At 66.5% G+C, this 26,622-nt stretch carries 30 protein-coding genes; 16 read left to right on the top strand and 14 right to left on the bottom strand.

The features are described from left to right. Nucleotides 1–42: 42 nt before the first annotated feature. The 5 genes from E5673_RS04675 to E5673_RS04655 all read right to left on the bottom strand — a co-directional run bounded on the left by E5673_RS04675 (nucleotide 43) and on the right by E5673_RS04655 (nucleotide 3,538). Entirely contained in the window at nucleotides 43–852 is an 810-nt protein-coding gene (locus E5673_RS04675; protein ID WP_136189123.1) for a Coq4 family protein, read from the bottom strand. A 52-nt stretch (nucleotides 853–904) separates the two neighbouring features. Next, nucleotides 905–1,333 (bottom strand): type II toxin-antitoxin system VapC family toxin, encoded by a 429-nt coding sequence (locus E5673_RS04670; protein ID WP_281727884.1) that lies wholly within the window; start codon nucleotides 1,331–1,333, stop codon nucleotides 905–907. Continuing rightward, complete coding sequence (locus E5673_RS04665; RefSeq protein ID WP_136189121.1) at nucleotides 1,330–1,581, bottom strand: type II toxin-antitoxin system prevent-host-death family antitoxin; 252 nt, start codon at nucleotides 1,579–1,581, stop codon at nucleotides 1,330–1,332. Before E5673_RS04665 ends, E5673_RS04670 begins: the two co-directional genes overlap by 4 nt. Before the next feature lie 54 nt (nucleotides 1,582–1,635). Continuing rightward, the gene (dnaN, locus tag E5673_RS04660) at nucleotides 1,636–2,754 is read right to left on the bottom strand and encodes a DNA polymerase III subunit beta (RefSeq protein ID WP_056017955.1); all 1,119 of its coding nucleotides are present in this window, start codon (nucleotides 2,752–2,754) and stop codon (nucleotides 1,636–1,638) included. A gap of 130 nt (nucleotides 2,755–2,884) precedes the next feature. Continuing rightward, nucleotides 2,885–3,538: an outer membrane beta-barrel protein gene (locus tag E5673_RS04655; protein WP_136189120.1), complete on the bottom strand. Its 654-nt coding sequence runs from the start codon at nucleotides 3,536–3,538 to the stop codon at nucleotides 2,885–2,887. Between the two features lie 140 nt (nucleotides 3,539–3,678). On the opposite strand from E5673_RS04655, the gene E5673_RS04650 reads away from it, so the two are divergent. The 4 genes from E5673_RS04650 to E5673_RS04635 all read left to right on the top strand — a co-directional run bounded on the left by E5673_RS04650 (nucleotide 3,679) and on the right by E5673_RS04635 (nucleotide 7,179). Further along, a complete protein-coding gene (locus tag E5673_RS04650; RefSeq protein ID WP_136189119.1) occupies nucleotides 3,679–4,362 on the top strand; it encodes a histidine phosphatase family protein in 684 nt (227 codons plus the stop codon). A 185-nt stretch (nucleotides 4,363–4,547) separates the two neighbouring features. Then, nucleotides 4,548–5,000 (top strand): invasion associated locus B family protein, encoded by a 453-nt coding sequence (locus tag E5673_RS04645; protein WP_247599577.1) that lies wholly within the window; start codon nucleotides 4,548–4,550, stop codon nucleotides 4,998–5,000. Between the two features lie 222 nt (nucleotides 5,001–5,222). Next, nucleotides 5,223–6,428, top strand: coding sequence for a 23S rRNA (adenine(2503)-C(2))-methyltransferase RlmN (rlmN, locus tag E5673_RS04640; RefSeq protein WP_056061442.1), 1,206 nt, complete (start codon nucleotides 5,223–5,225; stop codon nucleotides 6,426–6,428). Continuing rightward, nucleotides 6,421–7,179, top strand: a complete 759-nt coding sequence (locus E5673_RS04635; protein ID WP_136189118.1) for a sulfite exporter TauE/SafE family protein — start codon at nucleotides 6,421–6,423, stop codon at nucleotides 7,177–7,179. The genes rlmN and E5673_RS04635 overlap by 8 nt, the downstream gene beginning before the upstream one ends. Here E5673_RS04635 and E5673_RS04630 read toward each other — a convergent pair. Both E5673_RS04630 and E5673_RS04625 read right to left on the bottom strand, forming a co-directional pair. Next, entirely contained in the window at nucleotides 7,170–8,714 is a 1,545-nt protein-coding gene (locus E5673_RS04630) for an ABC transporter permease/substrate-binding protein (protein WP_136189117.1), read from the bottom strand. The genes E5673_RS04635 and E5673_RS04630 overlap by 10 nt on opposite strands. A gap of 10 nt (nucleotides 8,715–8,724) precedes the next feature. Continuing rightward, nucleotides 8,725–9,498: an ATP-binding cassette domain-containing protein gene (locus E5673_RS04625; RefSeq protein WP_136189116.1), complete on the bottom strand. Its 774-nt coding sequence runs from the start codon at nucleotides 9,496–9,498 to the stop codon at nucleotides 8,725–8,727. Nucleotides 9,499–9,546: 48 nt separating this feature from the next. On the opposite strand from E5673_RS04625, the gene E5673_RS04620 reads away from it, so the two are divergent. Beyond that, nucleotides 9,547–10,338, top strand: coding sequence for an SDR family oxidoreductase (locus E5673_RS04620; protein ID WP_136189115.1), 792 nt, complete (start codon nucleotides 9,547–9,549; stop codon nucleotides 10,336–10,338). Between the two features lie 143 nt (nucleotides 10,339–10,481). On the opposite strand, the gene E5673_RS04615 is transcribed toward E5673_RS04620, so the two are convergent. After that, complete coding sequence (locus E5673_RS04615; RefSeq protein WP_055881974.1) at nucleotides 10,482–10,778, bottom strand: 4a-hydroxytetrahydrobiopterin dehydratase; 297 nt, start codon at nucleotides 10,776–10,778, stop codon at nucleotides 10,482–10,484. Between the two features lie 48 nt (nucleotides 10,779–10,826). Between E5673_RS04615 and E5673_RS04610 the strand changes: the two genes are divergently transcribed. The 7 genes from E5673_RS04610 (at nucleotide 10,827) to E5673_RS04585 (ending at nucleotide 15,526) form a co-directional block, all read left to right on the top strand. After that, nucleotides 10,827–11,249 (top strand): metallopeptidase family protein, encoded by a 423-nt coding sequence (locus tag E5673_RS04610; RefSeq protein ID WP_247599576.1) that lies wholly within the window; start codon nucleotides 10,827–10,829, stop codon nucleotides 11,247–11,249. After that, on the top strand, nucleotides 11,246–11,818 hold the full coding sequence (gene ccmA, locus E5673_RS04605) for a heme ABC exporter ATP-binding protein CcmA (RefSeq protein WP_247599575.1): 573 nt from the start codon (nucleotides 11,246–11,248) through the stop codon (nucleotides 11,816–11,818). The genes E5673_RS04610 and ccmA overlap by 4 nt, the downstream gene beginning before the upstream one ends. Further along, entirely contained in the window at nucleotides 11,815–12,456 is a 642-nt protein-coding gene (locus tag E5673_RS04600; RefSeq protein WP_136189113.1) for a heme exporter protein CcmB, read from the top strand. The genes ccmA and E5673_RS04600 overlap by 4 nt, the downstream gene beginning before the upstream one ends. A 10-nt stretch (nucleotides 12,457–12,466) precedes the next feature. Then, the gene (locus tag E5673_RS04595) at nucleotides 12,467–13,567 is read left to right on the top strand and encodes an oxidoreductase (protein ID WP_136189112.1); all 1,101 of its coding nucleotides are present in this window, start codon (nucleotides 12,467–12,469) and stop codon (nucleotides 13,565–13,567) included. 96 nt (nucleotides 13,568–13,663) lie between these two features. Then, nucleotides 13,664–14,089, top strand: a complete 426-nt coding sequence (locus E5673_RS04590) for a hypothetical protein (protein WP_120299578.1) — start codon at nucleotides 13,664–13,666, stop codon at nucleotides 14,087–14,089. Continuing rightward, entirely contained in the window at nucleotides 14,079–14,375 is a 297-nt protein-coding gene (locus E5673_RS19600) for a hypothetical protein (RefSeq protein ID WP_056061473.1), read from the top strand. Before E5673_RS04590 ends, E5673_RS19600 begins: the two co-directional genes overlap by 11 nt. Nucleotides 14,376–14,386: 11 nt before the next feature. Beyond that, entirely contained in the window at nucleotides 14,387–15,526 is a 1,140-nt protein-coding gene (locus E5673_RS04585; protein WP_168711568.1) for an acyltransferase, read from the top strand. Nucleotides 15,527–15,528: 2 nt separating this feature from the next. Here E5673_RS04585 and E5673_RS04580 read toward each other — a convergent pair whose 3' ends face one another. Beyond that, nucleotides 15,529–16,632 (bottom strand): cell wall hydrolase, encoded by a 1,104-nt coding sequence (locus E5673_RS04580; protein ID WP_136189110.1) that lies wholly within the window; start codon nucleotides 16,630–16,632, stop codon nucleotides 15,529–15,531. A gap of 66 nt (nucleotides 16,633–16,698) precedes the next feature. On the opposite strand from E5673_RS04580, the gene E5673_RS04575 reads away from it, so the two are divergent. Next, entirely contained in the window at nucleotides 16,699–17,148 is a 450-nt protein-coding gene (locus E5673_RS04575; protein ID WP_168711567.1) for a Rap1a/Tai family immunity protein, read from the top strand. A gap of 43 nt (nucleotides 17,149–17,191) precedes the next feature. Here E5673_RS04575 and E5673_RS04570 read toward each other — a convergent pair whose 3' ends face one another. The 5 genes from E5673_RS04570 to E5673_RS04550 form a co-directional block, all read right to left on the bottom strand. Continuing rightward, nucleotides 17,192–19,321 carry a polysaccharide biosynthesis tyrosine autokinase gene (locus E5673_RS04570; protein ID WP_168711566.1) on the bottom strand — a complete coding sequence of 710 codons (2,130 nt, stop codon included), beginning with the start codon at nucleotides 19,319–19,321 and terminating at the stop codon, nucleotides 17,192–17,194. A 125-nt stretch (nucleotides 19,322–19,446) separates the two neighbouring features. Next, a complete protein-coding gene (locus tag E5673_RS04565; protein ID WP_082441380.1) occupies nucleotides 19,447–20,148 on the bottom strand; it encodes a polysaccharide biosynthesis/export family protein in 702 nt (233 codons plus the stop codon). A 93-nt stretch (nucleotides 20,149–20,241) separates the two neighbouring features. After that, nucleotides 20,242–22,797, bottom strand: coding sequence for an O-antigen ligase family protein (locus tag E5673_RS04560; RefSeq protein ID WP_168711565.1), 2,556 nt, complete (start codon nucleotides 22,795–22,797; stop codon nucleotides 20,242–20,244). A 539-nt stretch (nucleotides 22,798–23,336) separates the two neighbouring features. Continuing rightward, the gene (locus tag E5673_RS04555; RefSeq protein WP_136189106.1) at nucleotides 23,337–23,609 is read right to left on the bottom strand and encodes a hypothetical protein; all 273 of its coding nucleotides are present in this window, start codon (nucleotides 23,607–23,609) and stop codon (nucleotides 23,337–23,339) included. 178 nt (nucleotides 23,610–23,787) lie between these two features. Beyond that, on the bottom strand, nucleotides 23,788–24,513 hold the full coding sequence (locus tag E5673_RS04550) for a metallophosphoesterase family protein (protein ID WP_136189105.1): 726 nt from the start codon (nucleotides 24,511–24,513) through the stop codon (nucleotides 23,788–23,790). 412 nt (nucleotides 24,514–24,925) lie between these two features. On the opposite strand from E5673_RS04550, the gene E5673_RS04545 reads away from it, so the two are divergent. The 3 genes from E5673_RS04545 to E5673_RS04535 all read left to right on the top strand — a co-directional run bounded on the left by E5673_RS04545 (nucleotide 24,926) and on the right by E5673_RS04535 (nucleotide 26,585). Continuing rightward, nucleotides 24,926–25,372 carry a hypothetical protein gene (locus E5673_RS04545; protein WP_056061499.1) on the top strand — a complete coding sequence of 149 codons (447 nt, stop codon included), beginning with the start codon at nucleotides 24,926–24,928 and terminating at the stop codon, nucleotides 25,370–25,372. A 38-nt stretch (nucleotides 25,373–25,410) separates the two neighbouring features. Beyond that, the gene (locus E5673_RS04540; protein ID WP_247599574.1) at nucleotides 25,411–25,929 is read left to right on the top strand and encodes a glycosyltransferase; all 519 of its coding nucleotides are present in this window, start codon (nucleotides 25,411–25,413) and stop codon (nucleotides 25,927–25,929) included. 68 nt (nucleotides 25,930–25,997) lie between these two features. Beyond that, nucleotides 25,998–26,585 (top strand): polysaccharide biosynthesis/export family protein, encoded by a 588-nt coding sequence (locus E5673_RS04535; protein WP_056061505.1) that lies wholly within the window; start codon nucleotides 25,998–26,000, stop codon nucleotides 26,583–26,585. Nucleotides 26,586–26,622 lie beyond the last annotated feature (37 nt).

Here is a 26,622-nt window from a genome sequence, read left to right as displayed (position 1 = left end):
ATCTGCGCTAGCGACACACCCCATCCGCTATCGAGCAGCGCGTCAGGCGGCGATCCGTTCCGGCACGACTGCGGGTGCGGCCGCCGCGGTCGTCGCCTTCTGCGTGCTGAGATACGACGCGAGCGCCGGTCCCAATTCGCGCTGCGCCCGCAAATACGCGACAGGCGTGACGATCCCGAGCCGTTCACGCGCCGCATCGAGAGGCTCGTGGAGCAGTTCGAGATAATCCTCGCCCGATACCCACTTCGCTTTCCGCCCGTTGCGATAGCCTTCCCAGACCGCCTTCGCGAACAGCTTGCTGCCGGTAACGCGCATGCTCTTCAGCGCCGCCGCCGAGCCGATCAGCGCCCAGCCGAGCCCGCCGACCTGCGCGTAGCTGAACGCGACGAGCGCCGCTTCGCCCATGCTTTCATCCGCCTTGTAGCCGGTCAGCACGTGCCAGATATCGTGCGTGTCGCGCACCCGCCGGCCGAACCACGCATAGGGATGCGCCAGATCGTCCTCGGACGGCACGAGCCGCGAGACCTCGACCAGCCCATCGGCGGAATAGCCCGTCGTCTCGAGGAAATTGCGATACGCCGCACCGACCGTGCCGGGCGCGAAGCTCGCGACGAACGCGGGGTCGGAGAAACGCTGCGCCAGTTCGACCCGGTCATAGGCGATCCGGCCGCCCTGCTCGGAAGCGATCAGCCGCGCGTAGTTCATCGGCGCATTGCCGACGTTCAGCGCGCGCATGATCCGGAACACCTGCGTCGTGTCGTCGCCGTTCGCGAGCAATTTCTTGATCGCATCGAACGCCGTACGCCAATCGCGACGACCGGTCGTACCGGGAAACGGAGGAAGCTTCGGCATCGAGTCGACTCCTTACTGACATTGCTGTTAGTATTGAGCAGCGGGCAAGGAGTCAATCGAGGACGGTGTCTACTTCGACGCGCATCTGCGTCGCCGCTTGCGCAAGGTCGTGATCGAGCGTCGCTAAGGACCAACCGCGCGCGACGACGATCGCGAGGTGGAGGGCGTCTCCGGAGCGCAGCTTCAGATCACCGCGATCAAGCAACGTCGCCGCCAACGCAAAATCGGTTTCGGTGACTGACTCTACGTGAAGTTCCCCGGCGCAAAACCGTTGCCACGCCTTCATCACACCACTCCAGCCAACGGTATCGATGACACCCAATCGCCGTTTCATCGCAAGCGCACCGGAAAACTCGGTTGCGACCCAATGGCTGACCGCCAGAGTATCCGCGCGTCGCGATAGCCACGCGCGTACGTCCTCGCTTTGCGCCTCGGCGGTGAAGGCCGACACTATCACCGCCGTGTCGCAATAGAGGGTCAATATCGCGAGTCGTCGCGCATCTGCCGGACCAGGTCACGTGCAGATGTTGGATCGTAAGGGAGCGACCTCGCCAGCGCCTCTAACGCGTCGACGTCGATGGGCTTGCGGCGCGGGAGCGGCGGGGCCTCGGGCGTTACGCGGGCGAAGGGTTGGCCGTTGCGGGTGATTTGGACGGCTTTGCCAGCTTCGAGCCGGTCGATGAGCGCGCTCAGCTCGTCCTTAAGATCCGCGATATTGATCGAGTCCATGATCCGGCTCCTGCCTGTCGCACCGCCATACCACGACGCGACAGGCAGACCGAATCACACCCGCATCGGCATCAGCACGTAGAGCGCCGGCGACTTGTCGTTCTCGCGGATCAGCGTCGGGGCGGCGGCGTCGGCGAGGTGGACCTCGACCATGTCGCCGTCGATCTGCGCGAGGATGTCCATCAAGTAGCGGCTGTTGAAGCCGATCTCGAACGGGAGCGCGACGTAATCGCCGGGGACTTCCTCCGCGGCGGTGCCGTTTTCGGGCGAGGTCACCGACAGCGTGATCTTGTCGCGGTCGAGCGCCATCTTCACCGCGCGCGTTTTCTCCGTCGCGATCGTCGAGACGCGGTCGACGCCTTCCATGAAGCTCTTCGGGTCGATCTTGAGGATCTTGTCGTTGCCGGTCGGGATCACGCGGCTGTAATCGGGGAAGGTACCGTCGATCAGCTTCGAGGTCAGGATCGCCTGGCCGAGGTCGAAGCGGATCTTGGTCGGCGACAGCGACACGCCGACCGAACCGTCGACCTCGTCGAGCAGTTTGCGGAGCTCACCGATGCATTTGCGCGGCACGATCACGTCGGGCATCGATTCGGCACCTTCCGGACGCGGCAGCGTGACGCGCGCGAGGCGGTGGCCGTCGGTCGCGGCGGCCTTCAGCACCGGGTTCGAGCTATCGCCGTCCGCGACGTGCAGGAAGATGCCGTTGAGATAATAGCGCGTCTCTTCGGTCGAAATCGCGAAGCGCGTCTTGTCGATGATCTGCTTGAGCGTCTCGGCGGGCAGCTCGAACTGGGTCGGCAGTTCGCCCTCGGCGATCACCGGGAAATCATCGCGCGGCAACGTGCCGAGCGAGAAGCGGGCGCGGCCTGCGACGATGCTCATCCGGCCTTCCGACGCGGCGAGCTGGACTTGAGATCCCTCGGGGAGCTTGCGCGCGATGTCGAACAGCGTGTGCGCGGACACGGTGGTCGCGCCGGGCTGGTCGACCGCGGCTGCGATCGATTCGTTGATCTGCAAGTCGAGGTCGGTCGCCATCAGCTTGAGCGTGCCCTCGGCGGTCGCCTCGATCAGCACGTTCGACAGGATGGGGATGGTGTTGCGCCGCTCCACCACGGACTGGACATGGCTCAGCCCCTTGAGGAGCGTTGCGCGTTCGATCGTCGCCTTCATCGTAATTCCCCCCGCCACCGCAGCCGGACTCGGGGCTGGGGGCAATCCGCAGATGGCTTACCCAACAACAAAGGGTCGGAGCAAGCGCCCCGACCCTTCTTTGATCACGGTAAACGTCGCGTTAAAGCGATCAGAAGCGGAAGCCGTAGCTCGCCACGACCTGATGGCGGTCGGTATCGACGTCGAAGCGGCTGCTGGTGGCGCCGGTCGCATAGTCGATGTTGCCGCGCTCATAGTTCGAATAGCGGTATTCGAGCTTGGCGTAGCTGTTCGGGCCCATCGCGTGCTCGGCGCCCGCACCGACGCGCCAGCCGTCGAGCTTGAAATTGTTGTCGGTGGTCTGGCTGGTGCTGCCCGCGAGCACCTTGAGCTTCGAGTTGGTGTAGCCGCCCTTGACGTACAGCATCGTCGTCGGTGCGACGACATAGCCCGCGCGCGCGCCGACATAGATGTCGCGGCCCTGCTTGACGCGGCCATAGCCAAAGTCGCTGGTGTAATCGTTGCGGTCGCTCTTCGCGGTCGAACCCGTCAGTTCGGCTTCGGCGCCGAGCACGATGTTGTCCGAGGTCGCGATGTCGTAGCCGATGCCGCCGCCGTACAGCAGGCCGTCGATCTTCTGGTCGTCGCGCCCGTTATTGTTGGACACGCTGCTGCCGGCGCCGGTGTGGTCGTAGCCGAGCGTGGCCTCGACGCGGGGGCCGGTGAAGGTCGGGTTGGTCTGCGCGAGGGCGGGTGCGGCCACTGCGGTGGTGGCGAGCAGCGAGACGGCGATGAGCGTACGCATTGAGGTTACTCCTTACTGATCTGGCACCCCATTACGCGGGGCGGACCGCTCCAATGGACCAACCGCGCGGGCGTTGCATGAACCCCAGATAAACGCGGAAATCCGTTGCTTTTGCGCCACAGGGGGTTGAAACGCGGGCCATGATTCCAAGCCAACGGCAGGGTGAACGCGACGCCCGATCAACCGATATTCCGGCCCTACGGAAAGGTCGAGATTTCGTCGCGCGGCACGGCGAAACCGTGTTCAACGCGGCGCACCGGTTGCAGGGGGATGCGGCGCATACGCCGTTGACGCGCGCTGGGTTCGCGCAGGCGGACGAGCTTGGGCGGGCGTTGCGTGAGGTGCTGGGGGCGAAGCCGGCGCTGACGCTCTGGTCCTCCCCGACCGGGCGAGCTTTGCAGACGTTGGCGGTGATCTGCGAGCACCTGGAACTGGACTGGCATGACGCGCGGACCGATCCGCGGCTCATCGAGATCGACATGGGGTCGTGGGGCGGGCGCTATTATGCGGACGTTATCGACGAGGTCGGGCCGGTGATGCTGCCGGGGGGCACGTTGAAACCTTCGCCGGACGGCGAGACCTATGCGGAGATCGCGGCACGCGTTGGCGGCTGGCTGGCGGATACGGCGGAGGATCCGGGCGACCGGCTGGTGATCATGCACGGGATTTCGAGTCGGGTGATGCTCGGCGTGATGACCGGTGCGGCGATCGATCCTGTGCTCGGCGCGCCGGTTGCGAAGGGGTTGCCGCAGGGGTCGGTTACGCTGGTCGAGAATGGACGCGCGACGGTGCCGCATCTGGGTACGGGATTTGCTCCGGCGTGAAATTCGCGTGGGTCGAAGGTCTCAAACCCGAGTTGTCTACTTCTGCCCCCCTCCCTGGAAGGGAGGCGTTGGGGGTGGGTCGGTTTCCCCGTGTTCGAACCGCTGGGGCTCGATCGGGCCTACCCACCCCCTGCCCCTCCCTTCCAGGGAGGGGGGTTCTGTGGCGTTTGGTTTTGGCGGTGGGGGTGTTTGCGATTGCTGCTCCGGTAGCGGCGCGTGACACCATCGGCGTCTACCAAGGGTGGGGTGCGTTCCGGGACGCTACGCCAGCGCGGTGTTACGCGATTGCGCGGCCGGTGATGGCGGGGGGGCGTGCTTCGGGGTTTGCCAGCGTTGCGACGTGGCCGAAGCGGGGTTTGCGCGCGTCCTTGCATGTGCGGCTCAGTCGCGAGCGGGATCGGTCGGCGGGGGTGACGCTGACGGTCGGCGAGCGGCGATTCGCGTTGGTGGCGAATGGGCTGGATGCTTGGGCTGGGGATGCGCCTAGCGATCGCGCGATCGTGGCGGCGATGCGGTCGGGGCGGAGTATGAGTGTCGAGGCGGTCGGTGTTGGGGGGCGACCGTTTGTCGATGTCTATGCGCTGTCGGGGGCGGCGACGGCGGTCGATGCGGCTGTGTTGGCGTGCAGCGGGGGGTAACGTTGCGGAGTGTACCCCAATCCGATGGCACCACCCCGGCGGAGGCCGGGGCCCAGTTGGAAAGGTGGTCGTAATTACGGGCTGAGCGTCACCATCTTCGTCCCCCAACTGGGCCCCGGCCTTCGCCGGGGTGGCGCCTGTCTCTTGGGTGACAGCAGAGCGATTCCCCCCCCATCCCGCAGCCAGTAGAAAAATCACGAAAATTCCGCTACGGGCTCGCGCATGCAGACCGCCGCGAACCTCATGCCCATTCCGGGGCACATCGATCCCGTGCCCGTTCCCCGCAGCTTCGTGCCGCGCAGCGATGGACGGATCGACCTGCTCGGGCTGTCGCTCGCCGATCTGCGGATGGCGCTGGAGACCTCGCAGCTCGAGGAGAAGCAGGCCAAGCTGCGCGCCAAGCAGCTATGGCACTGGATCTACAATCGCGGCGCGACCGAGTTCTCGGCGATGACCGATATCTCTAAGACGATGCACCCGTGGCTGGAGCAGCGCTTCGTCATCAGCCGGCCCAACGTGGTCGAGGCGCAGGTGTCGACCGACGGGACGCGGAAATGGCTGCTGCGGTCGGACGATGCGCAGGATTACGAGATGGTGTTCATTCCGGACGCGGATCGCGGCACGCTGTGCGTGTCGAGCCAGGTCGGCTGCACGCTCAACTGCACGTTCTGCCACACCGGTACGATGCGGTTGGTGCGCAACCTGACGCCAGCCGAGATCGTCGGGCAGGTGATGCTCGCGCGCGACTCGTTGGGCGAATGGCCGAGCCAGCCCGAGGGCCGCATGCTCACCAACATCGTGATGATGGGCATGGGCGAGCCGCTGTATAATTTCGAGAACGTCCGCGACGCGTTGAAGCTGGTGATGGACGGCGCGGGGCTCGCGCTCAGCCGACGGCGGATCACTCTGTCGACGTCTGGCGTGGTGCCGATGATGGCGCGCGCGGGGGCCGAGATCGGCGTGAACCTCGCCGTGTCGCTGCACGCGGTGACGAAGGAAGTGCGCGACGAGATCGTGCCGCTCAACCGCAAATACGGGATCGAAGAGCTGCTCCAGGCATGCGCGGACTATCCGGGCACCAACAACGCGCGACGGATCACGTTCGAATATGTGATGCTGAAGGACAAGAACGACTCCGACGACGACGCGCGCGAGCTGGTGCGGTTGCTGCGGAAGTACGAGCTGCCGGCGAAGGTGAACCTCATTCCGTTCAATCCGTGGCCGGGCGCGCAATACGAGTGCTCGACGCCCGAGCGGATCAAGTCGTTCTCCAGCATCGTATTCGGCGCTGGAATCTCTGCACCGGTGCGGACGCCGCGCGGGCGCGATATCGATGCAGCGTGCGGACAGCTGAAGACCGCGTCGGAGAAGAAGAGCCGCGCGCAGATCGATCGCGAGGCCGCCGCCGAGTCCGACGCTTTTGCTTGAGTGGACTGCGGTCGCGCTGGCGGCAGGGGCTGGGGTTCTCGGCGGGGCGATGAACGCGCTCGCGGGTGGCGGCAGCTTCGCGACGATGCCGACGCTGATCGGGCTCGGCGTGCCGTCGACCTTCGCCAATGCCACGAGCAACGTCTCGCTTCAGCCGGGCGCGATGGCGAGTGCGTGGGCGTATCGTCACGGGCTCCAGCCGATCTCCGGCGTCAGCATGAAGACGATGGCGGGGATCACCTTCGTCGGCGGGCTGGTCGGCAGCCTGTTGCTGGTGGCGACGTCGGCGCGCGCGTTCGACCTGATCGTGCCCTGGTTGCTGCTGTTCGCGACGCTGGCGATCGCGTTCGGGACACGCGCGTCGCTGTGGCTCCGGTCGCGGGTCGAGATCGGGCCGAAGTCGCTGGTCGCGGTGCAGGCGCTGCTGGGGGTCTATGGTGGCTATTTCGGCGGCGGCGTCGGGCTGATGCTGACCGCCGCCTGGGGGCTGCTGTCGGGCGCGACGCCCGCGACGCTCGCGCCGCCGCGGACGCTGATGCTGGCGGTCGCGAACCTCGCCGCGACGATCATCTTCATCGCGACCGGGATGGTGGTGTGGGCACTCTGCGTGCCGATGCTGATCGGTGGGATCGTCGGCGGGCATTTCGGCGCGAAACTCGGGCTGTTGCTTTCGCCGCAGGTGATCCGCGTGTGGACGCTGCTGGTGACGATCGCGACGACGATCGTGTTCTTCTGGCGCGCCTATTCCTGAAGGCCGACTTTCGCGGCGAGCCATTTCGCCGCGGCCTCGGGCGTCTCCTTGTCGGTATCGCGGTCGACCCGGTAGTTCGCGGCGCGCATCGCCTCGACCGGTATGCGGCCGACCATCGGCTTCAGCGCGGCGAGGAACTTGGCGTCCCCTGCCCGCTTCGGCGCGACCATCAGGATCGCGTCGTAGCCGGGAATCGCACGCCGCGGGTCGGTCAGCACGGTCAGACCGTCCGCCGCGATCCGGCCATCCGACGAGAAGGCGGAGATGACGTCGACATTGCCACTCTCCAGCGCGCGGTACATGAAGGTCGGGCTGTACGGCGTCGTCTTGGCGAAGCGGAGCGGATAGGCGCGCTTCACCGCGGCCCATTCGGGGCGCTCGAGAAATTCGAGATCGCTGCCGAGCGTCATGCCCGGTGCGGCCTTCACCAGATCGTCGAGGCTGGCGATGCGCTTGGACTTCGTCGCGTCGCCCTTCATCGCGAAGGCGTAGGCGTTCTCGAACCCGAGCGACCCGACCAGGCCGACATGATGCTCGCGCCTCGCCCAATCGGCGATCGCGGCGACCATCGCCGGGCGTTCGGGGACGTCGTTGCGCCTCATCTCGTTCGCCCAGATCGTCCCGGCATAATCGACATAGACATCGATATCCCCGCCGGAGAGCGCCCCGAAGACCACCGCCGAGCCGAGGCCATCGCGATATTCGACGGTGTAGCCGGCCTGTTCGAGCCGGTCGCCGATCAGCCGCGCGAGGATGTACTGCTCGGAAAAATTCTTGGCACCGACCACGACGGTGCGGTCTGCGCCGCCCTTCGGCCAGAGCGGGGCGGTCGCTGCCGCAGTGCCCAAGACCAACACCACCGCGCTCGCGATCCAGAGCCAGCGGCGGCGCGCACGGATGCCGTATTCGATCGCCCCGATCAGCGCGTCCACCGCCAGCGCGAGCGCGGCCGCCGACACGCAACCGGCGAGCACCAGCGCCCAGTTCTGCGTCTGGAGTCCGGCAAAGATCATGTCGCCGAGGCTCGGCTGGCCGACCGTCGTCGACAGCGTCGCGGCACCGATCGTCCAGACCGCCGCGGTGCGGATGCCGGCGATCAGCACGGGCGCGACCAGAGGTGCCTCGACCAGCCGCAGTTTCTGCGCAGGCGTCATGCCGACCGCGTCCGCCGCCTGGATCATTGCGGGATCGATGCCGTGCAGCCCTGCCACCGCATTCCGCAGGATCGGCAGCAGCGCGTACAGAGTCAGCGCGATCAGCGACGGGAGGAAGCCCAATGCGGGGATGCCGCCGCCGACCAGCGCGGAGAGGCTAAGCAGCAGCGGATAGAACAAGGCGAGCAGCGCGAGGCTCGGGATCGTCTGGACGAGGCTCGCGAAACCGAGCGATACGCGTGCCACCGTCGCGTTGCGCGCGGACCAGATGCCAAGCGGCAAGCTGATCGCGATGCCGAGCAGCAGTGCCGCCGCGGAGAGCAGGACGTGGTTGGCGAGCAGTGGCGGCACGCGGCCGAGCGCGTCGAGGAACGCGCTCATGCGACCCCCCTCATGCGACTAGCGCCTGGAGGCGTTCGGCCTGCGCGCGCGGCACCTGCACCAGTGCCTGCGCGTCCTCGCCACCCTTACCAGCAACGAGGTCGGCGGGCGTGGCGTCGGCGACGATCCGCCCCGCCTTCATCACCAGCACGCGGTCGGCGAGCAACAGCGCCTCCGCCATGTCGTGCGTGACGAGGATCGTGGTCAGCCCGAGCCGGTCGTGGAGTTCGCGGATCCGCGTGCCGAGCGCATCGCGCGTGACCGGGTCGAGCGCGCCGAACGCCTCGTCGAGCAACAGCAGTTTCGCGCCGGGTGCGAGCGCACGGGCGATGCCGACGCGCTGGCGCTGGCCGCCCGAGAGCGCGTCGGGCATGCGGCTCGCGATGTCGCGGGGCAGGTCGACGAGGTCGAGCAGCTCGCCGACCTTCGCCTCGTCCGTGCGACCGGCGATGCGCAGGCCGATCGCGATGTTCTCGGCGATCGTCATGTGCGGGAACAAGCCGATATTCTGGAACACGTAGCCGATCCGGCGGCGCAGTTCGGGCGCGGGCTCGGCAGCGACGTCGGCACCGTCGATCGTCACGCGGCCTTCGCTCGGCTCGACCAGGCGGTTGAGCGTCTTCAGCAGCGTCGACTTGCCCGAACCGGACGTGCCGACGAGCGCGACGAAACTGCCGCGCGCGATCTCCAGCGAGACCGCGTCGACGGCGATCGTCGTGCCCCCAGAACCAGGGTACCGCTTGGTGACGCGTTCGAAAGCGAGCGCTGGGGAATTGTCTGGCATCTGCCCGCAGGATGCGGGAAACATACCGGAAAATCAAATGGAGAGGGTATGAGCCAGCAGGGCATTTTCATCACCGGCGGCGGATCGGGGATCGGCCGCGCGACCGCGATATTGTTCGCGCAGAAAGGCTGGCGGGTCGGGCTCGCCGACGTCAATTTCGCAGGGCTTGCCGAGACTGCCGCGCTGCTGCCCGCGGGGATGGTCAGCACCTATCAGATGGACGTGCGCGACCGCGATGCGTGGGTGGCGTCGCTCGATGCGTTCGTCGCGACCACCGGCGGGCGGCTCGACGTGCTGTTCAACAATGCCGGGATCGGATCGGGCGGACCGCTCGCGGAGACCGACTTCGCCGAGATCGACCGGGTGATCGCGATCAACCTCGTCGGCGCGCTGAACGGGGCGCGGATCGGCCATGCGTATCTGAAGCGGACGCCGGGATCGTGCCTGCTCAACACCGCGTCGGCGTCGGCGGTCTATGGCTCGGCGGGGCTCGCGCCCTATTCCGCGACCAAGTTCGGGGTGCGCGCGATCACCGAGGCGCTCGATGGCGAATGGGCGGCGGACGGCATCAAGGTGCGCTCGATCGTGCCGAGCTTCATCGACACGCCGCTGCTCGATTCCGCGGCGGGGAACACGAACCACTCGATCCGCGAGACGGTGACGGGTGCCGGGCTGGAGCTGACCGGCGTGGACAAGGTCGCGGAGGCCGCCTGGGCCGCGGTTCACGGCGACAAGGTGCACACGTTCGTGGGGAAGACCGCGCACCGCATGGCGTTCGCCGCGCGGTGGATGCCGGGTGCGCTACGCAAGCGGATGCGGCGGGATATGCGGAAGGGCTGAACCCGCTTTAATCCTCCCCCGCCAGGGGGAGGTGGCTGGCACTTGTCAGACGGAGGGGGAGGAAAGGGTCACGTCTGTTTCGTGTCCTCCCCCTCCGTCACCTTCGGTGCCACCTCCCCCTGGTGGGGGAGGATCGTTTTAGCTCAGGCGTCGCCGACGATCGCGTCGATCGCTTCGGCCATCTCGATATCGCGCGGTGACAGGCCGCCGGCGTCATGCGTGGTCAGCAGGATTTCGACGCGGTTCCAGACGTTCTTCCACTCCGGATGGTGGTTCGCGCGTTCGGCGATCAGCGCGACCTGCGTCATGAAGCCGAACGCCTCGACGAAATCGGCGAACACGATCGTCCGCGTGATCGCGTCGCGCGCATCGTCGTAGTCCCACTCGTCGAGCCCATCGAGCGCCTCGGCCCGCTCGGTATCGTTCAGCGCTTCGATCATCGGGCTCTCCCTTGCCGCAACAGTTCGCCGACGCGTATGGCTGGCGGCATGAGCGGGCAAGCGACAATATCCGGGGAGGCCCCCGACGCCGATGCGATCGAGGCCATCGCGCGAGCGACGATCGCCAGGCTGCCGCAGCAGTTCGCGGAGCATCTCGGCGACATCGTCTTCGCGGTCGAGGAGTTTGCCGACGACGAGACGCTGGCGGCGCTGGGCATCGAACATCCGCTCGACCTGTCGGGTCTGTATCACGGCCGCCCGCTCGGCGAAAAATCGTCGATGGACGTCGCGCCGATGCCTGATCGCATCGTCCTGTACCGCCGCGCGATCCTGGAGGAATGGATCGAGACCGGGCCGCGCCTAGACGACCTCGTCGCGCATGTGACGATCCACGAGATCGGCCACCATTTCGGCCTGAGCGACGACGACATGCATGCGCTGGAAGACTCCGCCGAAGATCGGGCCACGTGAGTCTCACGTTTCGCGACGTGGCGTGCGTGCGGGGCGGAAGATTGCTGTTCTCGGGCGTGTCGTTCGACCTCGGGCCGGGCGATGCGGCGATCGTCATCGGTCCCAATGGCGTCGGCAAATCGAGCCTGATCCGTATCGCCGCCGGCCTGCTCGCGCCGTTCGAGGGCAATGTGGCGTGCGATACGCCGCAGGCGTTGCTGACCGAAGCGAGCGCGCTCGACGCGGATCGCAAGCTGGCCGCGGCACTCTGTTTCTGGGCCGCGCTGGACAATGCACCCGCCCCCGATACCCGGATCGCGCACGCGCTGTCCGCCCTCGATCTGGATGCGCTCGCGGACATTCCGGTCCGCTTGCTGTCGACCGGGCAACGCCGCCGCGCGGCGATCGCGCGCGTTGCCGCCAGCGGGGCGCCTGTGTGGCTGCTCGACGAACCCGCCAACGGGCTCGACACGGTGTCGGTCGCTCGACTGGAAACGCTGATCGCCGAGCACCGCGCCACCGGCGGCATTGCGTTGGTTGCCACGCACCTGTCGCTAGCGATCCCTGCCGCGCGGGAGATCGCGTTGTGATCGCGCTGATTCGCCGCGATCTGCATCGCAGCGTGTCAAGCGGCGGCGCGACGCTGGTGGTCGCGTTCTTCCTGCTGGTCGCGACGCTGTTCCCGTTCGCGATCGGCCCCGACGCGGCGTTGCTCGCGCGGATCGGCGGCGGGGTGATCTGGACGGCAGCGCTGCTTGCCGCCTTGCTGCCGGTCGAGCGCCTCGTCGGTCCCGATCTGGAGGCGGGGGTGTTCGACCAGTTCGTCGTCCGCGGGATGTCGCTCGCGCTGGTCGCCTTCGCGAAGACGATCGCGCACTGGCTGAGCTTCGGCCCCCCCCTGATGCTCGCTGCGATGATCGCCGCCGGCCTGCTCAACCTGTCGGCCGACACGCTGCTCCGCGTCGAGATCGGCTTGCTGATCGGCACGCCCGGCCTCGCCGCACTCGCGGTCGCGACGAGTACGCTGGTCGCGGGCGTGCGTGGCGGCGGGGCGGTGACGGGCCTCGTGATGCTGCCGCTCGCGGTACCATTGCTGATCTTCGGCGCGGGGTCGCTTGATCCGGCCGGCGGTGCGGGCGCGGTGAAGCTGCTCGCCGCGGTCAGCCTCGTGCTCGTCGCGGGTGCGCCGTTCCTTGCGGCGGCGGCGATCCGCGCGGGCATGGACTGAGGCGATGAGCATGACGGACGAGCGAGCCTGCCCCGTGCGCGTCGGGCTGATCGGATACGGGTTCTCGGGCAAGACCTTCCATGCCCCGTTGATAGCATCGGTCGCGGGGCTCGAACTTCGCGCGGTGTCGTCCAGCGATGCCGGGAAAGTGCAGGCGGACTTTCCGGGGATGGCGGTCCACGCCGATCCGCACGCGCTGATCGCGGCCGAGGACATCGACCTCGTCGTGATCGCCACGCCGAACGAAACGCATGCACCGCTCGCGCAGGCAGCGATCGCGACGGGGAAGCACGTCGTGATCGACAAGCCGTTCACGCTCGACCTCGACGAAGCGCGCGGGCTTGTCGCGCTGGCGGAAGATCGGGGCGTGCTGTTGTCCGTCTTCCACAACCGGCGCTGGGACAGCGATTTCCTCACCGTTCGCGCCGCGATCGACGCAGGCATCGTCGGCGACGTCACGCATTTCGAATCGCATTTCGACCGGTTCCGGCCGGACGTCCGCGACCGCTGGCGCGAGCGGTCGGGCCCGGGCAGCGGCGTCTGGTACGATCTCGGTCCGCATCTGGTCCATCAGGCATTGCTCCTGTTCGGCCTGCCGGACACGGTCCAGGCATCGATCGCGACGCAGCGGCCGGGCGCGATGACGGACGATTGGGCGCACGTCGTCCTGTCCTATGGCCATCGCCGCGTGATCCTCCAGGCGAGCATGCTTGTCGCGGGCGGCGTCGACCGGTTCACCGTGCACGGCACCGCCGGCAGCATGACGAAGCACTGCGCCGACCGCCAGGAGGCGCAACTTCTAAGCGGAATGCGGCCGGGCGACGCGAACTGGGGCGAGGATCCCGATCCGCTCGTGATCCACGTCGCCAACGGGCAACGCGAACAGCGCGCGATACCCGGCGACCAGCGCCATTATTATCGGGGCATCGCGGCGGCGGTTCGGGGAGCCGCGAGAAATCCGGTCGCGCCGATCGAAGCGTTGGCGGTGATGGCCGTCGTCGAGGCGGCGTTCCTGTCCGCAAAGACCGGCGCGACGACGGCATTGGCGCTGACCGATCGCGAGCGGGACGCCGCAGCCCGCGCGTTATCGTCCGCGACTGTACAAATCTGAACGATCCGTCCCGGCGCCGCGCGGGTATCGAATGCGTCGCTTGCGAAGCACCTCCGATCGGTTGCCGATCCGGATCTTCTCTGACAGGATTGCGGCGTGCCCGACCCTCTTCACCATGGCCTCAACCAATCGCGGTGGCCCAAGCGGATCGGTCGGCTCATCGATGCGATCTGCCTGGTGGCGCTGATCGTGGTGATCGTCACGGTCATCTATGGCTTCTGGCTGCGTGCGATCTGGGCACATGGCTATTACCTGGCGGTCGCGGTCGCGGTGCTGGGCGCGTTCGTCATCCTGATCGGACTCGCGCAACAGGCGATCGCCGCGCGCGACGTGGCGACTTGGCGCGACATGGCCGAATGGCAGATCCGCGCGGCGCGGGCGGCGGCTGGACAGGCCGGCGCGACGCAGGCGGACGCCGACGACGAGATCGAGGCGAATGCCGCCGCCTATTACGAGATCCTGATCGGGACGCTGGTCGCGCATGCCGAACAGGACGAACGGAGCATCGTCGATGAGCGGTGATCCGCATCTCGAACTCGGCGAAAGCCTGCCGCGGTTCCTGTCGCACTGGCTGGCGGCGTGCTTCGGGCATTTCCTGATGGTGCTGCTGCCGCTGATCACCGACTGGGCGCATGTGAAGAACGCGACCTGGCCGAGCTGGTGGTCGCTGCTGCTGTTCGCCGCGTCGACCTCGCTGGTCGCGGCGATCATCAACGCCAATTTGCCGGTGACGCCGCGCGAGATGATCAAGAGCGTCGCGCTGGGGTTCGCGCTGAACGCGACCATCGTCATGCTGCGGCTGGCGTGATTGGCGCGCGCGTGCCGCTGGCTTCGCGGCTGTTCTCGCGCGATGCGGCGCTGGACCGAGACCAGATCGCGCCGCTCCAGCTGCTGCGCGGACTGGCGGCATCGGGCGTCGTCGTCGAGCATTTGCTCGAGCGCTATGTCCGGCGCGGTGCGATTACCCACGACCTCCCCGATTTCACGACCCGCCTCGGCCAGACCGGAGTCGCCACCTTCTTCGCGATCAGCGGCTTCATCATGGTCTATATCGCGCTGCGGGAGGAGCGGCCGACGCCATCGGGCTGGTCGTTCCTGCGCAACCGGTTCCTGCGGGTCGCACCACTTTATTATCTGACGACGCTGATGATCGTCGCGTTCGGCTGGCTGGCGCAGGCGATGGGCGCACGGACCATTGTCGCGGCGCGCCTGCCGAACGTGACCGAATTCCTTTTGTCGTTCGCGTTCATCCCCCACCGCGGCGCCAACGGTTTGATCCAGCCGATCTACGAGCTGGGGTGGACGCTGCATTACGAGATGTTCTTCTACCTGCTGTTCGCGGCGGGCCTCGCAGTGCTGGCGCGGCGCGGCGCGTTCCTCGTGGTGGCGGTGCTGGGGCTGCTGGTTGCGGCCGGAACCGGGATCGATGCGCCACCTGACCGGGTCGGCGTGTCGATCGCCGCCTATGTCTTCACGCGGCCGATCATGGGCTATTTCGCGATTGGGATCATGATCGCGCTTGTCCGCCACCGGATCGGCGACCGCCTGCCGGTGCTGCCGATGTCGGTGATCGCGGTCGTCGCCGTAGCCGCGCTGGGAGTCGCCACTATCTACCCGAGCCAGCTCGTCGCAATGGCTGCAATCGCAGGAGCGGTGGCCGTAACCGTGCTCACGACGCCCGCGACGACGCGGCGGTCGGACGGGTTCGCGGTCTTCTCGCGTGCGTTCGGCAATGCGTCCTACAGCATCTATCTCACGCACAGCTTCGTGCTGGGCGCATTCGCGTCGGCGACGGTGTCGATCGTTGCATCCGGCCTGCCGGCGCTGGTCGCGATGGCGGCACTCGCCTGCATCGTGTGCTTCGGCGTGGGGTGGCTGTCCTGGCGGTTGATCGAGCTGCCGATCGCGGAGGTGCTGCGTGGACGGCGGCCGTCCAGGGCCGAACTCGTCGCGCCTTGAGGTCAGTTGGCGGTAGGCGATACCGGCAGGACGCGGCGCTCTGGAGTCGGCGCCGAAGCGCTGGTGTCGCCGACTTCGGGACCACGCGGCAGCACCCGCCGTTCGCCAAGGCTGACGGTCGGCACCGGGGAGTCGTCGGGTAGACTGGCGCGATAGCCGCTGAGGACGGGTCGCTCGCTCGGGGCGACCGCGCCGGATGCGGTGGCCACCGTCGCAGTCGCGTCCGTCGCCGTCGGGGTAACGACCGCTGCGGGCAGCGTCATCGCAGGTTCGTTACCCGCATAGACGCCGCGAAACGCGCCGCCGCGTCCGGCCGGACCGTTCCAGCGGTAGAAGATGTGCGCGCCGATTGCCGCGACCTTTTCCAGGCTCGATGCCCAATACGGCACGACGTAGTTGGCGTGATAATGCGTCGCCCAGCCCACCGGCGCGAACACCGCGCCGCCCAATGCCGACGTCGCGACCCGCGAGGCGCGCAGCCAGCCCTTCTGCGACGGTAACCGGCCAAGCGCGCCGTCGCAGACGAAGGTGAACTGGCAGCCGGTTCTGCGTTGTGATCCGTCGAGGACGACGCCGCAGACCGTCTTGGGATAGGCGGGATGGCGCACCCGGTTGAGGATGACCTGCGCCACCGCGCGCTCGCCATCGTCCGATTCGCTGCCAGCCTCGTAATAGACCGCCATCGTCAGGCATTGCAGCGAACGGCTGTAATCCTCCGCCTTGCCGGTCCGCAGCGCGAAGGTGGACGCGGATTCGACGCGCTTCGCCACGGTCGGCGCGGCGGCGTTCCAGGCGACCGCCTGTTCGGGCGTTAATGGACGCATCGTCCTGGGCGCGAACGGTGCCTCGATCCGCGCAGTGCTCGCCCAGCGCGTGCCGCCGGTCGCGTCGAACGTCTTGTCCGGCGGCGTCCCGAGGCTGACGACCGCGACGATGATCGATCCCCCAATCATGATCAGCGCCAGCACTGCAGGCACGATCACGCCCAGGTGAAACCGACGCACCGGCGGCAGCGACGAAACGGTGTTAGGATCGAGGATCAGCGTCGAGGGCGCCGGCTCGTGCGACGCGGGCGCCTGTCGCCGAATAAGGTCGAGAAGAGCCATTGCTTCGTCGGGTGGTAGTGAATTGAAGCGCAGCGCGCCAGCGCGTAACGACGGGCGATCATGGTCATGCCCCTCGTCCTGCTGCTCGCCGCGCCGCTGTTGGTCCAGTCCCAGAAACCGAATGGGCCGGTGCCGCAGGCTTCCGCCCCGCAAGCTTCAACCTCGCAAGTATCCGCCGGGCCGCTTGCCGGGGGGTTGTTCAGCGCTGGGCAGTTGCGGCAGCGCTGTTTGTCCAACGTGCCGGCCGACGCGTCCTATTGCTTCGCCTATATCACCGGCGTGCATGACACGGTCCGCGCGTACGAGGCGTGGCTGAACCAGCGCGAATTCTGCGTGCCCCGGCATGTCCCGCAAGGCGATTTGCGCCAGGCGTTCATCGACTATCTGCGCGACAAACCCTCCGACCTGTCGGGCGAAGCGGCCTCGGTCGTCGTCGTCGCGCTGAAGATCCGCTACGCCTGCGGTAGCGGCGCGCGCGGGATGCCGCCTGCCCCGTCTCGGAGCGGCAAACCCTGACGCGCGCTAGCTGCTCCGGTCCAAACCGGAGCATCGGTTCGGCTTATTTCGACGCGTCGTCGTAGCGATAGCGGTAATAATCGTAGGACTGGCCGAAGCCCGCCTTCTTGGCGTTGTACTTGGTCATGACGCAGCCGATCACGGTGCCACCGGCGCGAAGCAGGCGGGACACGGCGTTGCGTGCCTGCCCGAAATGCGCGCTCGAGGCTTCGGCAACGAACACGGTGGCCTGTGCGGCGGCCGTCAACTGCGCCGCATCGGCGAGTGCCAGGACCGGCGGGCCGTCGACGATCACGACGTCGTAATCCGCCTCCAATGCGGCGAGCAGATCCTGCATCGCCGTCCCCGCGAACAGCGTCGCGGGATCGGGCGGCAGACGTCCGCTCGGCAGGAAGCTGAGCCCGGGGAACGCAGTCGGCAGGATCGACGCGCCGCGTTCGGTCATCCGCGCGAGGACCGACGAAAGGCCGATTTCGGGCAAGGTGATCCCCAGCGTGCGGTGCAGCGACGGACGCCGCAAATCCGCATCGACCAGCAGGACGCGGCGGCCGAGCCCGGCGAAGTCGCGCGCGAGCGCGAACGAGGTGGTCGACTTGCCCTCCGACTTACTGCTGCCGGTGACGAGGATCGACCGCGGCGGACCCTGGTTCGACGACAGCTCGATCGACGTCCGGATCGCGTGATACGCCTCGGCGATCTCCGACTTCGGATTGTTGAGCGCGTCGAGCGGCGAATCGCCCCGCGTGTCGGGCACGACGCCGAGCAGCGGGATGTGCAGCTTCTGCTCGACATCCTGCGGATCGCGGATCGAATCGTCGAGATAGTCGCGACCGAACGCATACAGCATCGCCAGTGCGAGCCCGGCGATCAGCGCGAGCGCGACGTTGAGCAGCGGCCGCGGCGACGTCGGGCGGCGGGGCTGTTCGGCGGTATCGACGCTGGAGACGTTATTGGTCGTGATCCCCGCCTCGGCGCTGACTTCCTTGTAGCGCTGGAGCAGGCCCTCATAGAGCTGGCGGTTGGTATCCACCTCGCGGCGCAGGATATTGTAGCGAACGCTGCGACCCTGTTCGGCGAGCGTGGCGCCTTGGAGCGCGGTAACCTGCTGGATGAGCGCGCGGTTCTGACGCTCGGCGGTAAGATACTGGTTCTCGATCGACTTGCGCGTCACCTCCGCAAGCTGGCGGATCTGCTGGTCGAGCGTGGCGATCTCGGCAAGCGCCTGGATCACGACCGGGTGATCGGGCTTCAGGCGACGGCGGACTTCGCTGAGGCTGGCGATGTCCTCGGCGCGCTTCTGCGACAGGCGCTGGACCGCCTCGTTCGCCTGCACTTCGGGCAGCGACATCAGCGGCGCCCGACGCGCCTGCTCCCACCGCGCACGTGTCCGCAGGCGGTTGGCCTCCGACGTCGCCGAATCGGCGTTGAGCTGGATGAGGTTGGCGGTGACGAGCGAGCGCGGCGCGTTGTCCGCTTCCTGCTGGCGCGCACCGGCGCTGGCGTCGATCAGCCGCGCGGACCGGGCATAGGCGATCAGGTCGCGCTCCGATCCTTCGAGGCGCGTCTTGGCGAGGCCGAGCTGGTTCTGGAGGAACCGGCGGGAATAGGACGATGCGGAGAATTTCCGCTGGATATTCCCCTCGATGAAGTTGGTCGCGTAGCTGTTGGCGATCTCAGCGGCAAGCGCAGGATCCCGGCTGGTGAAGATGATGTGGACGACGCGCGAGTTGCGGCGAAGGTCGATCGTCAGGTTCCTCTGCAGGACGTCGACGACCTGGTCGGCAAGGCTGGCATCGCCCGGCTTGATCTCGATCTGGCGCGCGCCGGTCATCCGCTTGAGGAAGTCGTCGTTCGCACTCAGCGCGAGGCTGTCCGAAACGCGGCGCGCGATCGCCCGGCTGTTGAGCACGTCCGCCTGAGTCTGGAGGAAGCGATCGGCGTCGCTGCCCGCGACCTGCGGCTCCGAATCCTCGGTGCCGAGAACCTTCGCGACCTGCTGGTCGATCTGGATGCTCGACTGCGCCGTATACTTGCGCGGCATCAGCAACGCGGAGGCGATGCCGAGCATCAGCGCGACGCCGACGATCGCGATCATCATGTAGCGATTGCGGAAGATCGTCGCCCATACTGCGCGAAGATCGATCGCCGGTTCGTCCCCCTCGCCCTCAGGCATGGAAAAGTCTTCGCGCTCGGCGAAATTCGACCCGGGAGCCGAACCGAAGTTCCGCCGGTCGTTCGGCGTGAGAGCGCCCTGAGAGACGTCGACACTCCCCATGAGTCAGTTCTCTTCCTGTGGTCTTAGAATTGCGCGAAGACGCCGAAGCCCGCGAGCAACGGTGCCGCGCGCAGAATGTCATGCCAGGCCGACTTGCCCGTCGAATGGCCGACGATGATCGTATCGCGAGCCGCGATCGCGGGATCGGCATCGTCACCGCGGCGGATCCGCTTCAGATCAAACACCGCGCCCATCCGCTTGCCGTCGATGTAGCGGATCACGATCACCTCGCGCAACGACGCGTCCTCGCTCTCGCCCTTGGCGAGCGCGATCGTGTCGAGCAGCGTGGTCGGCCCGGAAATCGGATAGATGCCCGGCTCCTTGACGTCGCCCTGCACGGTGACGCGCTGCGCGACCGAACTGGCGACGGTGACCGTGACTTGCGGATTGACGTAGAACCGCTCGGCCAGCTTTGCGGCGAGCAGGTCGGCGAGCTGCGTGCTGGTGTTGCCGGCGGCCTGGATCCGTCCGATCAACGGCATCGATATGACGCCGGCGGCATCGACGACGACCCCGCGCGTCGAGATGTCGGCTTCCTGGAACACGACGATGTCGAGCGTATCGAGCGCGCCGATACGATAATCCTGCACCCGTGGCGCCCCCACAGGCGCCGGGATCGTCTCATACGCGGCTTCGCCGGTTCGGAGGTTAGGGCCGACATTATCGTCGGCGCACGCGCCGAGCATGGCGCTCAGCGCGACCACCCCTATCAAGGTCGCTCGCATCCGTTGATCTTGCCCCTTTGGAATAACGAACCCTCGCACTACCCAGTGCACTCGGTCAAGCGTCTAACCTGTGTTACCGGCACCTGCACGACGTCACTGCCCCGCCGCGGCGGCAATGCGGACCGAATCAATCCAGAACACGCCGGGCTGGCCACCACGCTCGCGCAGGTTGAGCCCGAGGATCTGCACCGGACAGCCGGTTTCGACCGCGACGACACCAGCCATCTGCCGCCAGCCCGCCCCTCGCCCGTCGAGCGCGATGCCGTCGGTCGTGATCGTCGCCGGTCGACCGGCGCATGTCAGCGAAAGCGTGGCCGGAACGTCGGCACCGCGAACCATGGCGCTCACCCGCCAGCGGCCCGGCGGCAAGGTGAGCGCCTGCGCCAGCGCGGTGCCGCTCGACAGCCCGTCCGAGACGATCTGCAGTGCGTGGCCGCTGCCGTCCGCGCCGCGATCCGCCGGGATCACGCGTACGCCCGGCAAGCTCGGCGCGCCCCAGGCATAGGGGATGACCCCACCCGGCAGTGGTGACGGCAACGCCTCGAACCCGCCATCCGCGACCAGCCCGCGGCCACCGCTCGCGAGCCAGACCTGACGCGCGCCGGCCACGTCGCCCCTGTCACAGAGCTGCCAGCGAATCAGCGTGGTTTCCAGCGGCGTTGCGGCGACGCCCGCCTTCTGCAGCTTGCCAAGAAACTCAAGCGTGCGCGGCACCGATTCGGCAGCGTCCTTGGCGACCAGGTTGAAGAACCCCTGCCGCCATTTGGGCGCATCGCCGAGGCGCGCGACGACCGCATCGATCCCGCCGGGCGACAGATAGGTGCGGCGCATCTGGGGCATCAGCGCGTCGGGCAGTTGCGCACGGCGCAACAGTGCGTCGATGCGCTCCGCGGCGACACCCGTGCTGCCGACTTCCAGCGCGCGCTCCGCCAGCCACAATTGCATCAACGTATCGCGCCAGCCCAGCGCGGCGCCCGCCTGCAGCAACGCGCTGCCGCGCACTGGCTGGTCGAGCGCGAGATCGGCATAGCCGTGCGCGCGGACTGCCCCCGCGTCGATCGGGTCGATCGCCAGCGCACGGGCCGCAGCAGCGCGTGCCGCGGCTGGCTGGCTGGCGAGTTGCTCGGCATTGGCAAGCGCCGACCAGGCGCTGGCCGACCACGGCGAGACCGCCGTCGCGGCCGCGGGCTGGCCGCGCAACGTCAGGAAGCGACCCGCCGCATCGCCACTCGCCGCCAACCCGATAATGGCCGCGACGATCGTCATCGCTATGGTCGAGGGCGTCCAGGCGAAGGACGCGATCGTGCGGGACTGCGGACGACCGACCGCGGCGATCAAGCCAAGCGCGGCGCCGAACAGGCCTGCGATCCCCGCCATGCGCAGCGGATAATCGACCAGTGAGAATAGCAGGATCAGCGCGATCGCCGCCCCGCCCGCGACCAGTGTCGCGCGCTCCTGACGCGTGCCGGCGTGGCGATCGCCGCCCTGCCGGTCGCTCGCGCCGCGATCGCCTGCGCGGCGCCAACCCGATACGAGCGCGACGATCAGCACGATCAGGCCCGCCGCGATCAGGATCGCCGCGGGTAGCCCCCCTTCGAGGATGAGTTCGAGGAAATCATTGTGCGCGTGATTGACGCTCAGCGGCGAGACCTGCCCGAGCGGCTCGACGCTGCGATAGACTCGCTCGAAGCTGCCGAAGCCGGTGCCAAACGGGAATGTCTCGCGGACGATGTAGAGCGAGTTCTCCCAATATTGATAGCGCAGCTCTTCGGCGACGGTGGTGAAGCGGGCGAACAGGCGCTGCACCAGATCGGTGCGCAACAGCAGGAGCCCGCCGACGACATAGAGCGCGGCGGCCGCAGCGACCGACTTGCCGGTGCGCCGGACGTCGCCGACCAGGGCGAATGCGACGATCAGCGAAATCGGCAGCAACAGCAACGCGGTGCGCGAACTGGTCGCGAGAATGCCGAGCGACAGGAAGCCGATGACGCCAAGCATCCCGAGCCGACGCGCCGCCCCCGTGCCCATCACGCCCGGCACCGCGGCGAAGACGATCGACACCAGCAGGAACGTCGCCTGATGATTGCGGTTGACGAAGAAGCCGACGCCGAATCCGCGATGCGCGGTGTCGTAGAGGACCGGCGCGCTGCCGCCGGCCGCGACCTGCAATGCGGCGAGCACCGTCGAGATCACCGCGGCGATGACGATCAGCCTCAGCATCGTCACGCGCGACTGGAGCGGAAGCGCCGCCACCGTCAGCATCGCGGCCAGCGGCACGAGCAACGTGAGCAAAGCGGTAAACGTCGTGTCGGGCGTCATGCTGAACGCGTGCCACCGCGTCGTCCAGCCGAGCAGCGTGTAGATCTGCACCGCCGTCTCGCGCACCGGCAGGCCGTGCCACCATTCCGCGGGCAACGGCACCAGTTGCGCCACCAGCAGGAGCGCCGCAGCGGCGAACACCAGCAGGAAGCGGCTCAGTGCGACCGATCTCGTAGCGGTCGTCGCGGACGCAAGCGTGTTGATTTCGGAGGATGCCGGACGCGCGGCGCGGACGATCAGGACAAGCGCCAGAATTTGCGCGGTGAGTTCGATCAGCGGATAGCCAGCGCCCGCGCCCCCGCCGAACAGCAGGACGATCAGGAACGCCACCAACGGCGCATGGCTCCGCCATGGCGCCGACAAACCGAACCTATGAGTGCGAGACCGTCCGCTCCACCGCCCGCCGGACCGGCCACTCTCTCTTCGAGAGCCGCGACGCTCGTTCATGCCGCTCATGCGGAACGCCCCCACGGACTGTAGCGATGATGTTCGCTGCGGCACGGCATGACGATGGCGTCCACCGGGTCATGCGATCCCGCGCCTGCCGTCAGCGATCGTACGTTACGTAAAGCCATCGATGGACCGCTTCGATAAGGACTGGGACAGGCAGGTGAGCCAGCCAGGCGATCGATCGTCGCGTTCGGCCGGACGATCGTGCCGATTCGTCGATCAACAGCAATTGGCGAAGATCACGCCCCACAGTCGGTAAGTCATCCCTGACTACACCCGGACGCACTTGACGTTACCGAACGCGACCGTGGATCAAAAACCGCTGAAAGGCACAAAAAAGACAAAGGCGAAGCACTCGTTCGAATGCTTCGCCTCAATAACTCTCGCGATCGCGTGCCTAGAGAGGCAGCGTCAGCCGATCAGTTCGGGCTGGAGTCGTCGTCACCACCGCTGGCAACAACCGCAACCACTGCAACCAGGGCAACGACACCGAGCAGCGGCAGCAGGAATGGCGCGCCAGCAAGATCATTCTTGCGCTTGGCCGACGTTCCGATGCGCATCGGCGAACCGGCAGCGTCGACCATCTTTACGCTGTCGAAGCTAACTGCTTGCGGACGCGCCGGTGCTGCATACGCGGTACCGATGAAAGCCTGGCTAGCGAGCGCCGCTCCAAGAATGATCTTTTTGAACATGATTTCCGACCCCTGAATACGGCGTTTCCGCGCCTATACTTCAGTTACTCACGTGCTGGCCGAAGAGTCAAGTACAGGGATCGCACCACTAACCTGGATCAATTGCCCAAACTGCACCTTCCTTACAATAGGCCCGTTTGTTTTTTACAATTTGCTGCAGCTGCTCACTCTCACGAGTTCACATTGGCAACGAGACAGCAAGTATGTCCCTTTTTTCACCTTCCAAGTAGACCGCACTGAGAACGCCTGTTCGATACGCACCGGTATCGATACCAATCCGGTTCTGGCGGACATCGACATCGGGGGTGATGCTGTGTCCGTGGACGACGACCGCGCCGAAGTCGCGTTCGGACCGAAGGAACTCGCCACGGATCCACAGCATGTCGTCGCGTACCTGCCGGGCGAGCGCGACACCGGGACGAACCCCCGCGTGGACGAAGTAATAGTCTCCGGACTGGACGCTGAGTGGCAATTGCCGAAGCCAGGCGAGCAACCGTCGCGGGATCGCCCGACGCGCGCCGTTCATATAGTCACGTGGGTCGTCGTCGGTGCGCAGCGGTGCGATGCCGAAGCTGGCGAGCGTCGCATCGCCGCCCACCGCAAGCCATCGCCGCAATGCGTCCGGATCGCCATCGAGCGCCTGAAGCATCGCCTCTTCATGATTGCCGAGCAGGACGATGACGCGGCTGTTCTGGCGCTGAAGACCATAAAGCATCGCCAGCACCTCGGCGCTTTGCGGCCCGCGATCGACGACGTCTCCGATCAAAACCACATACAACGAGCGGGCCGCCGGCAAGCTTGCAGAATGCTCGCCGATCCGCGCGATCAACATCTGGAGAAGGTCGTATCGGCCGTGGATGTCACCGATGGCATATATTCGGTCACCAGAATCGGTGCTTGGCAACGCAACATCTCCGGTATAGCGTTTCCCGCAAGGTCGTGGGGGAAGCGCGGCGATCTAACTTGAATATGCCATTGCGATCAATTGGTTCGATTGCTGGAATATCAAAGTCTGCGATAGTGGAGCACTGCACATCCCATGGGCTGGCCGATAATTGAAGAGGGCCAGTCACGGACGGTATGCACCAAGTCGAGCATGATCCCGATGGACTGGTGGCGCAAGATGGGGACGCGACAAAGTGGCTGAGGTCGGATCAACGTCAGCCCGTTCCCTGCCCGAGCGGTTCTTCGTGAACCCGGGCAATGACAGCGATACTGCCACATCCGCGGCGGATTCTACGCCGCGGCGAACGAATACACCCGTTGCATCGATCGATCATTTGCGCTTCCCGGTAAATCCGGATAGCGGCACCCCAATGCGCGTCCTGCTTGTCGCCTCGGCCGGTGGGCATTGGATCGAACTTCACCGCCTTCGCGCGGCGTTCGTCGGCGCGGACTGTCAATTCGTCAGCACGTCAAAAGGCATGACGCCCCCGCTTGGCGACCGCGAGGTTCTGGAGATCGCCGACACCGCGCGGGATTCGGCGTGGGCGATGGCACCTACCCTGCTTGGCTTGCTGCGGGTGTTCCGCGCGTTCGACCCAGACCTAGTCGTGTCGACCGGTGCCGCACCGGGCGCGCTGGCGCTGATGATCGCCAAGATGTTCGGCGCACGAACGATCTGGATCGACAGCATCGCCAACAGCGAAACATTGTCGCTGTCGGGGCGCCTCGTGAAGCCGTTCGCCGATCTGCGAATCGCGCAGTGGCAACATCTCGCCGACGAGAACCCGTCGCTGCGTTACCTAGGGCAAATCCTGTGATCCTGGTGTCCGTCGGTACGCAGTTACCTTTCGATCGGTTGATCCGCGCGGTCGACGGGTGGGCGGTCGACCATGGTCGGTCCGATGTAATCGCGCAGGTCGGGCCGACCCGCTATCGCCCGGTCGCCCTGAAGAGCTTTGCGCACGTCGCGTACGACGTCTTCCGCGATCTGCAGAAGGAGTGTCGCGTGATGGTGTGCCATGCGGGCATGGGATCGATCATCACCGCGATGGAATTCGGCAAGCCGATCATCGTGATGCCGCGAAACCACAAGCTGGGCGAACATCGCAACGGCCACCAGTTCGCGACCCTGCGGCAATTTGGCGATCGCCCCGGCATCTACCCCGCGGACACGGAAGTCGAACTGCGCGCGCTACTCGAGCGGGTCGATGACCTGACTGCGTATCCGACGCTCAATACCATCGCCTCGGATGCGTTTGTCGAGCAATTGGCCGAGATCGTTCATCGGCCCGCCAAGACCTCCAAGATCCGACAACTACGGCATTTTCTCTCCGGCAAACGAGCCGGTGAGCCCGACAGCGCCGGTCTCCGATAGATACCGCGATGCAACAAATTACCTTGATGCTTTATTATCGGCATGTTAGCCAAGAACTGACAGTGTAAATGGGGGTTTGCGTGAAAAATAGAGCGGCTTTTGTCTTGCTAGCCGCCTTTGCGCTTGCCGGATGTTCGAAATCCGGCCCGCCCCCTATTTCGAGCGGTGAACGCTATGCCGAGGGCGCAGCTAGCGACGACATCTACAAACTAGGCGCTGGCGACAAGATTCGCGTCATTGTTTACAATGAACCGCAATTGAGCGGTGATTTCTCGGTCAGCAGCGATGGTGAAATCTCGCTGCCGCTGATCGGCAACGTGCAGGTCGCGGGCAAGCCGATCGAGCGTGTCACGCAGGAGGTGCAGGCGCGTCTGTCCGACGGCTATCTGCGCGACCCCCGCGTGAACATGGAAGTGGCGACCTACCGCCCGTTCTTCATCCTCGGCGAAGTCCGCTCGCCCGGCCAATATCCCTATCTGAGCGGGCTGACCGCTTTGAATGCGATCGCCACGGCACAGGGCTATACGCCCCGCGCACGCAAGGCGACCGTCCGCATCCGCCGGTTCGGCGATCAATATGAGCAGGAATATGTCCTGACGCCCAACCTGCGGATCTATCCGGGCGACACGATCCGCCTGACGGAGCGGTTTTTCTGATACCGAGCACGATCCGGTCAGGCCGGTCGATACGCTA

Source organism: Sphingomonas sp. PAMC26645, from assembly GCF_004795835.1.
Lineage (GTDB): Bacteria > Pseudomonadota > Alphaproteobacteria > Sphingomonadales > Sphingomonadaceae > Sphingomonas.
This window is presented reverse-complemented; position numbering and strand designations above follow the sequence as displayed.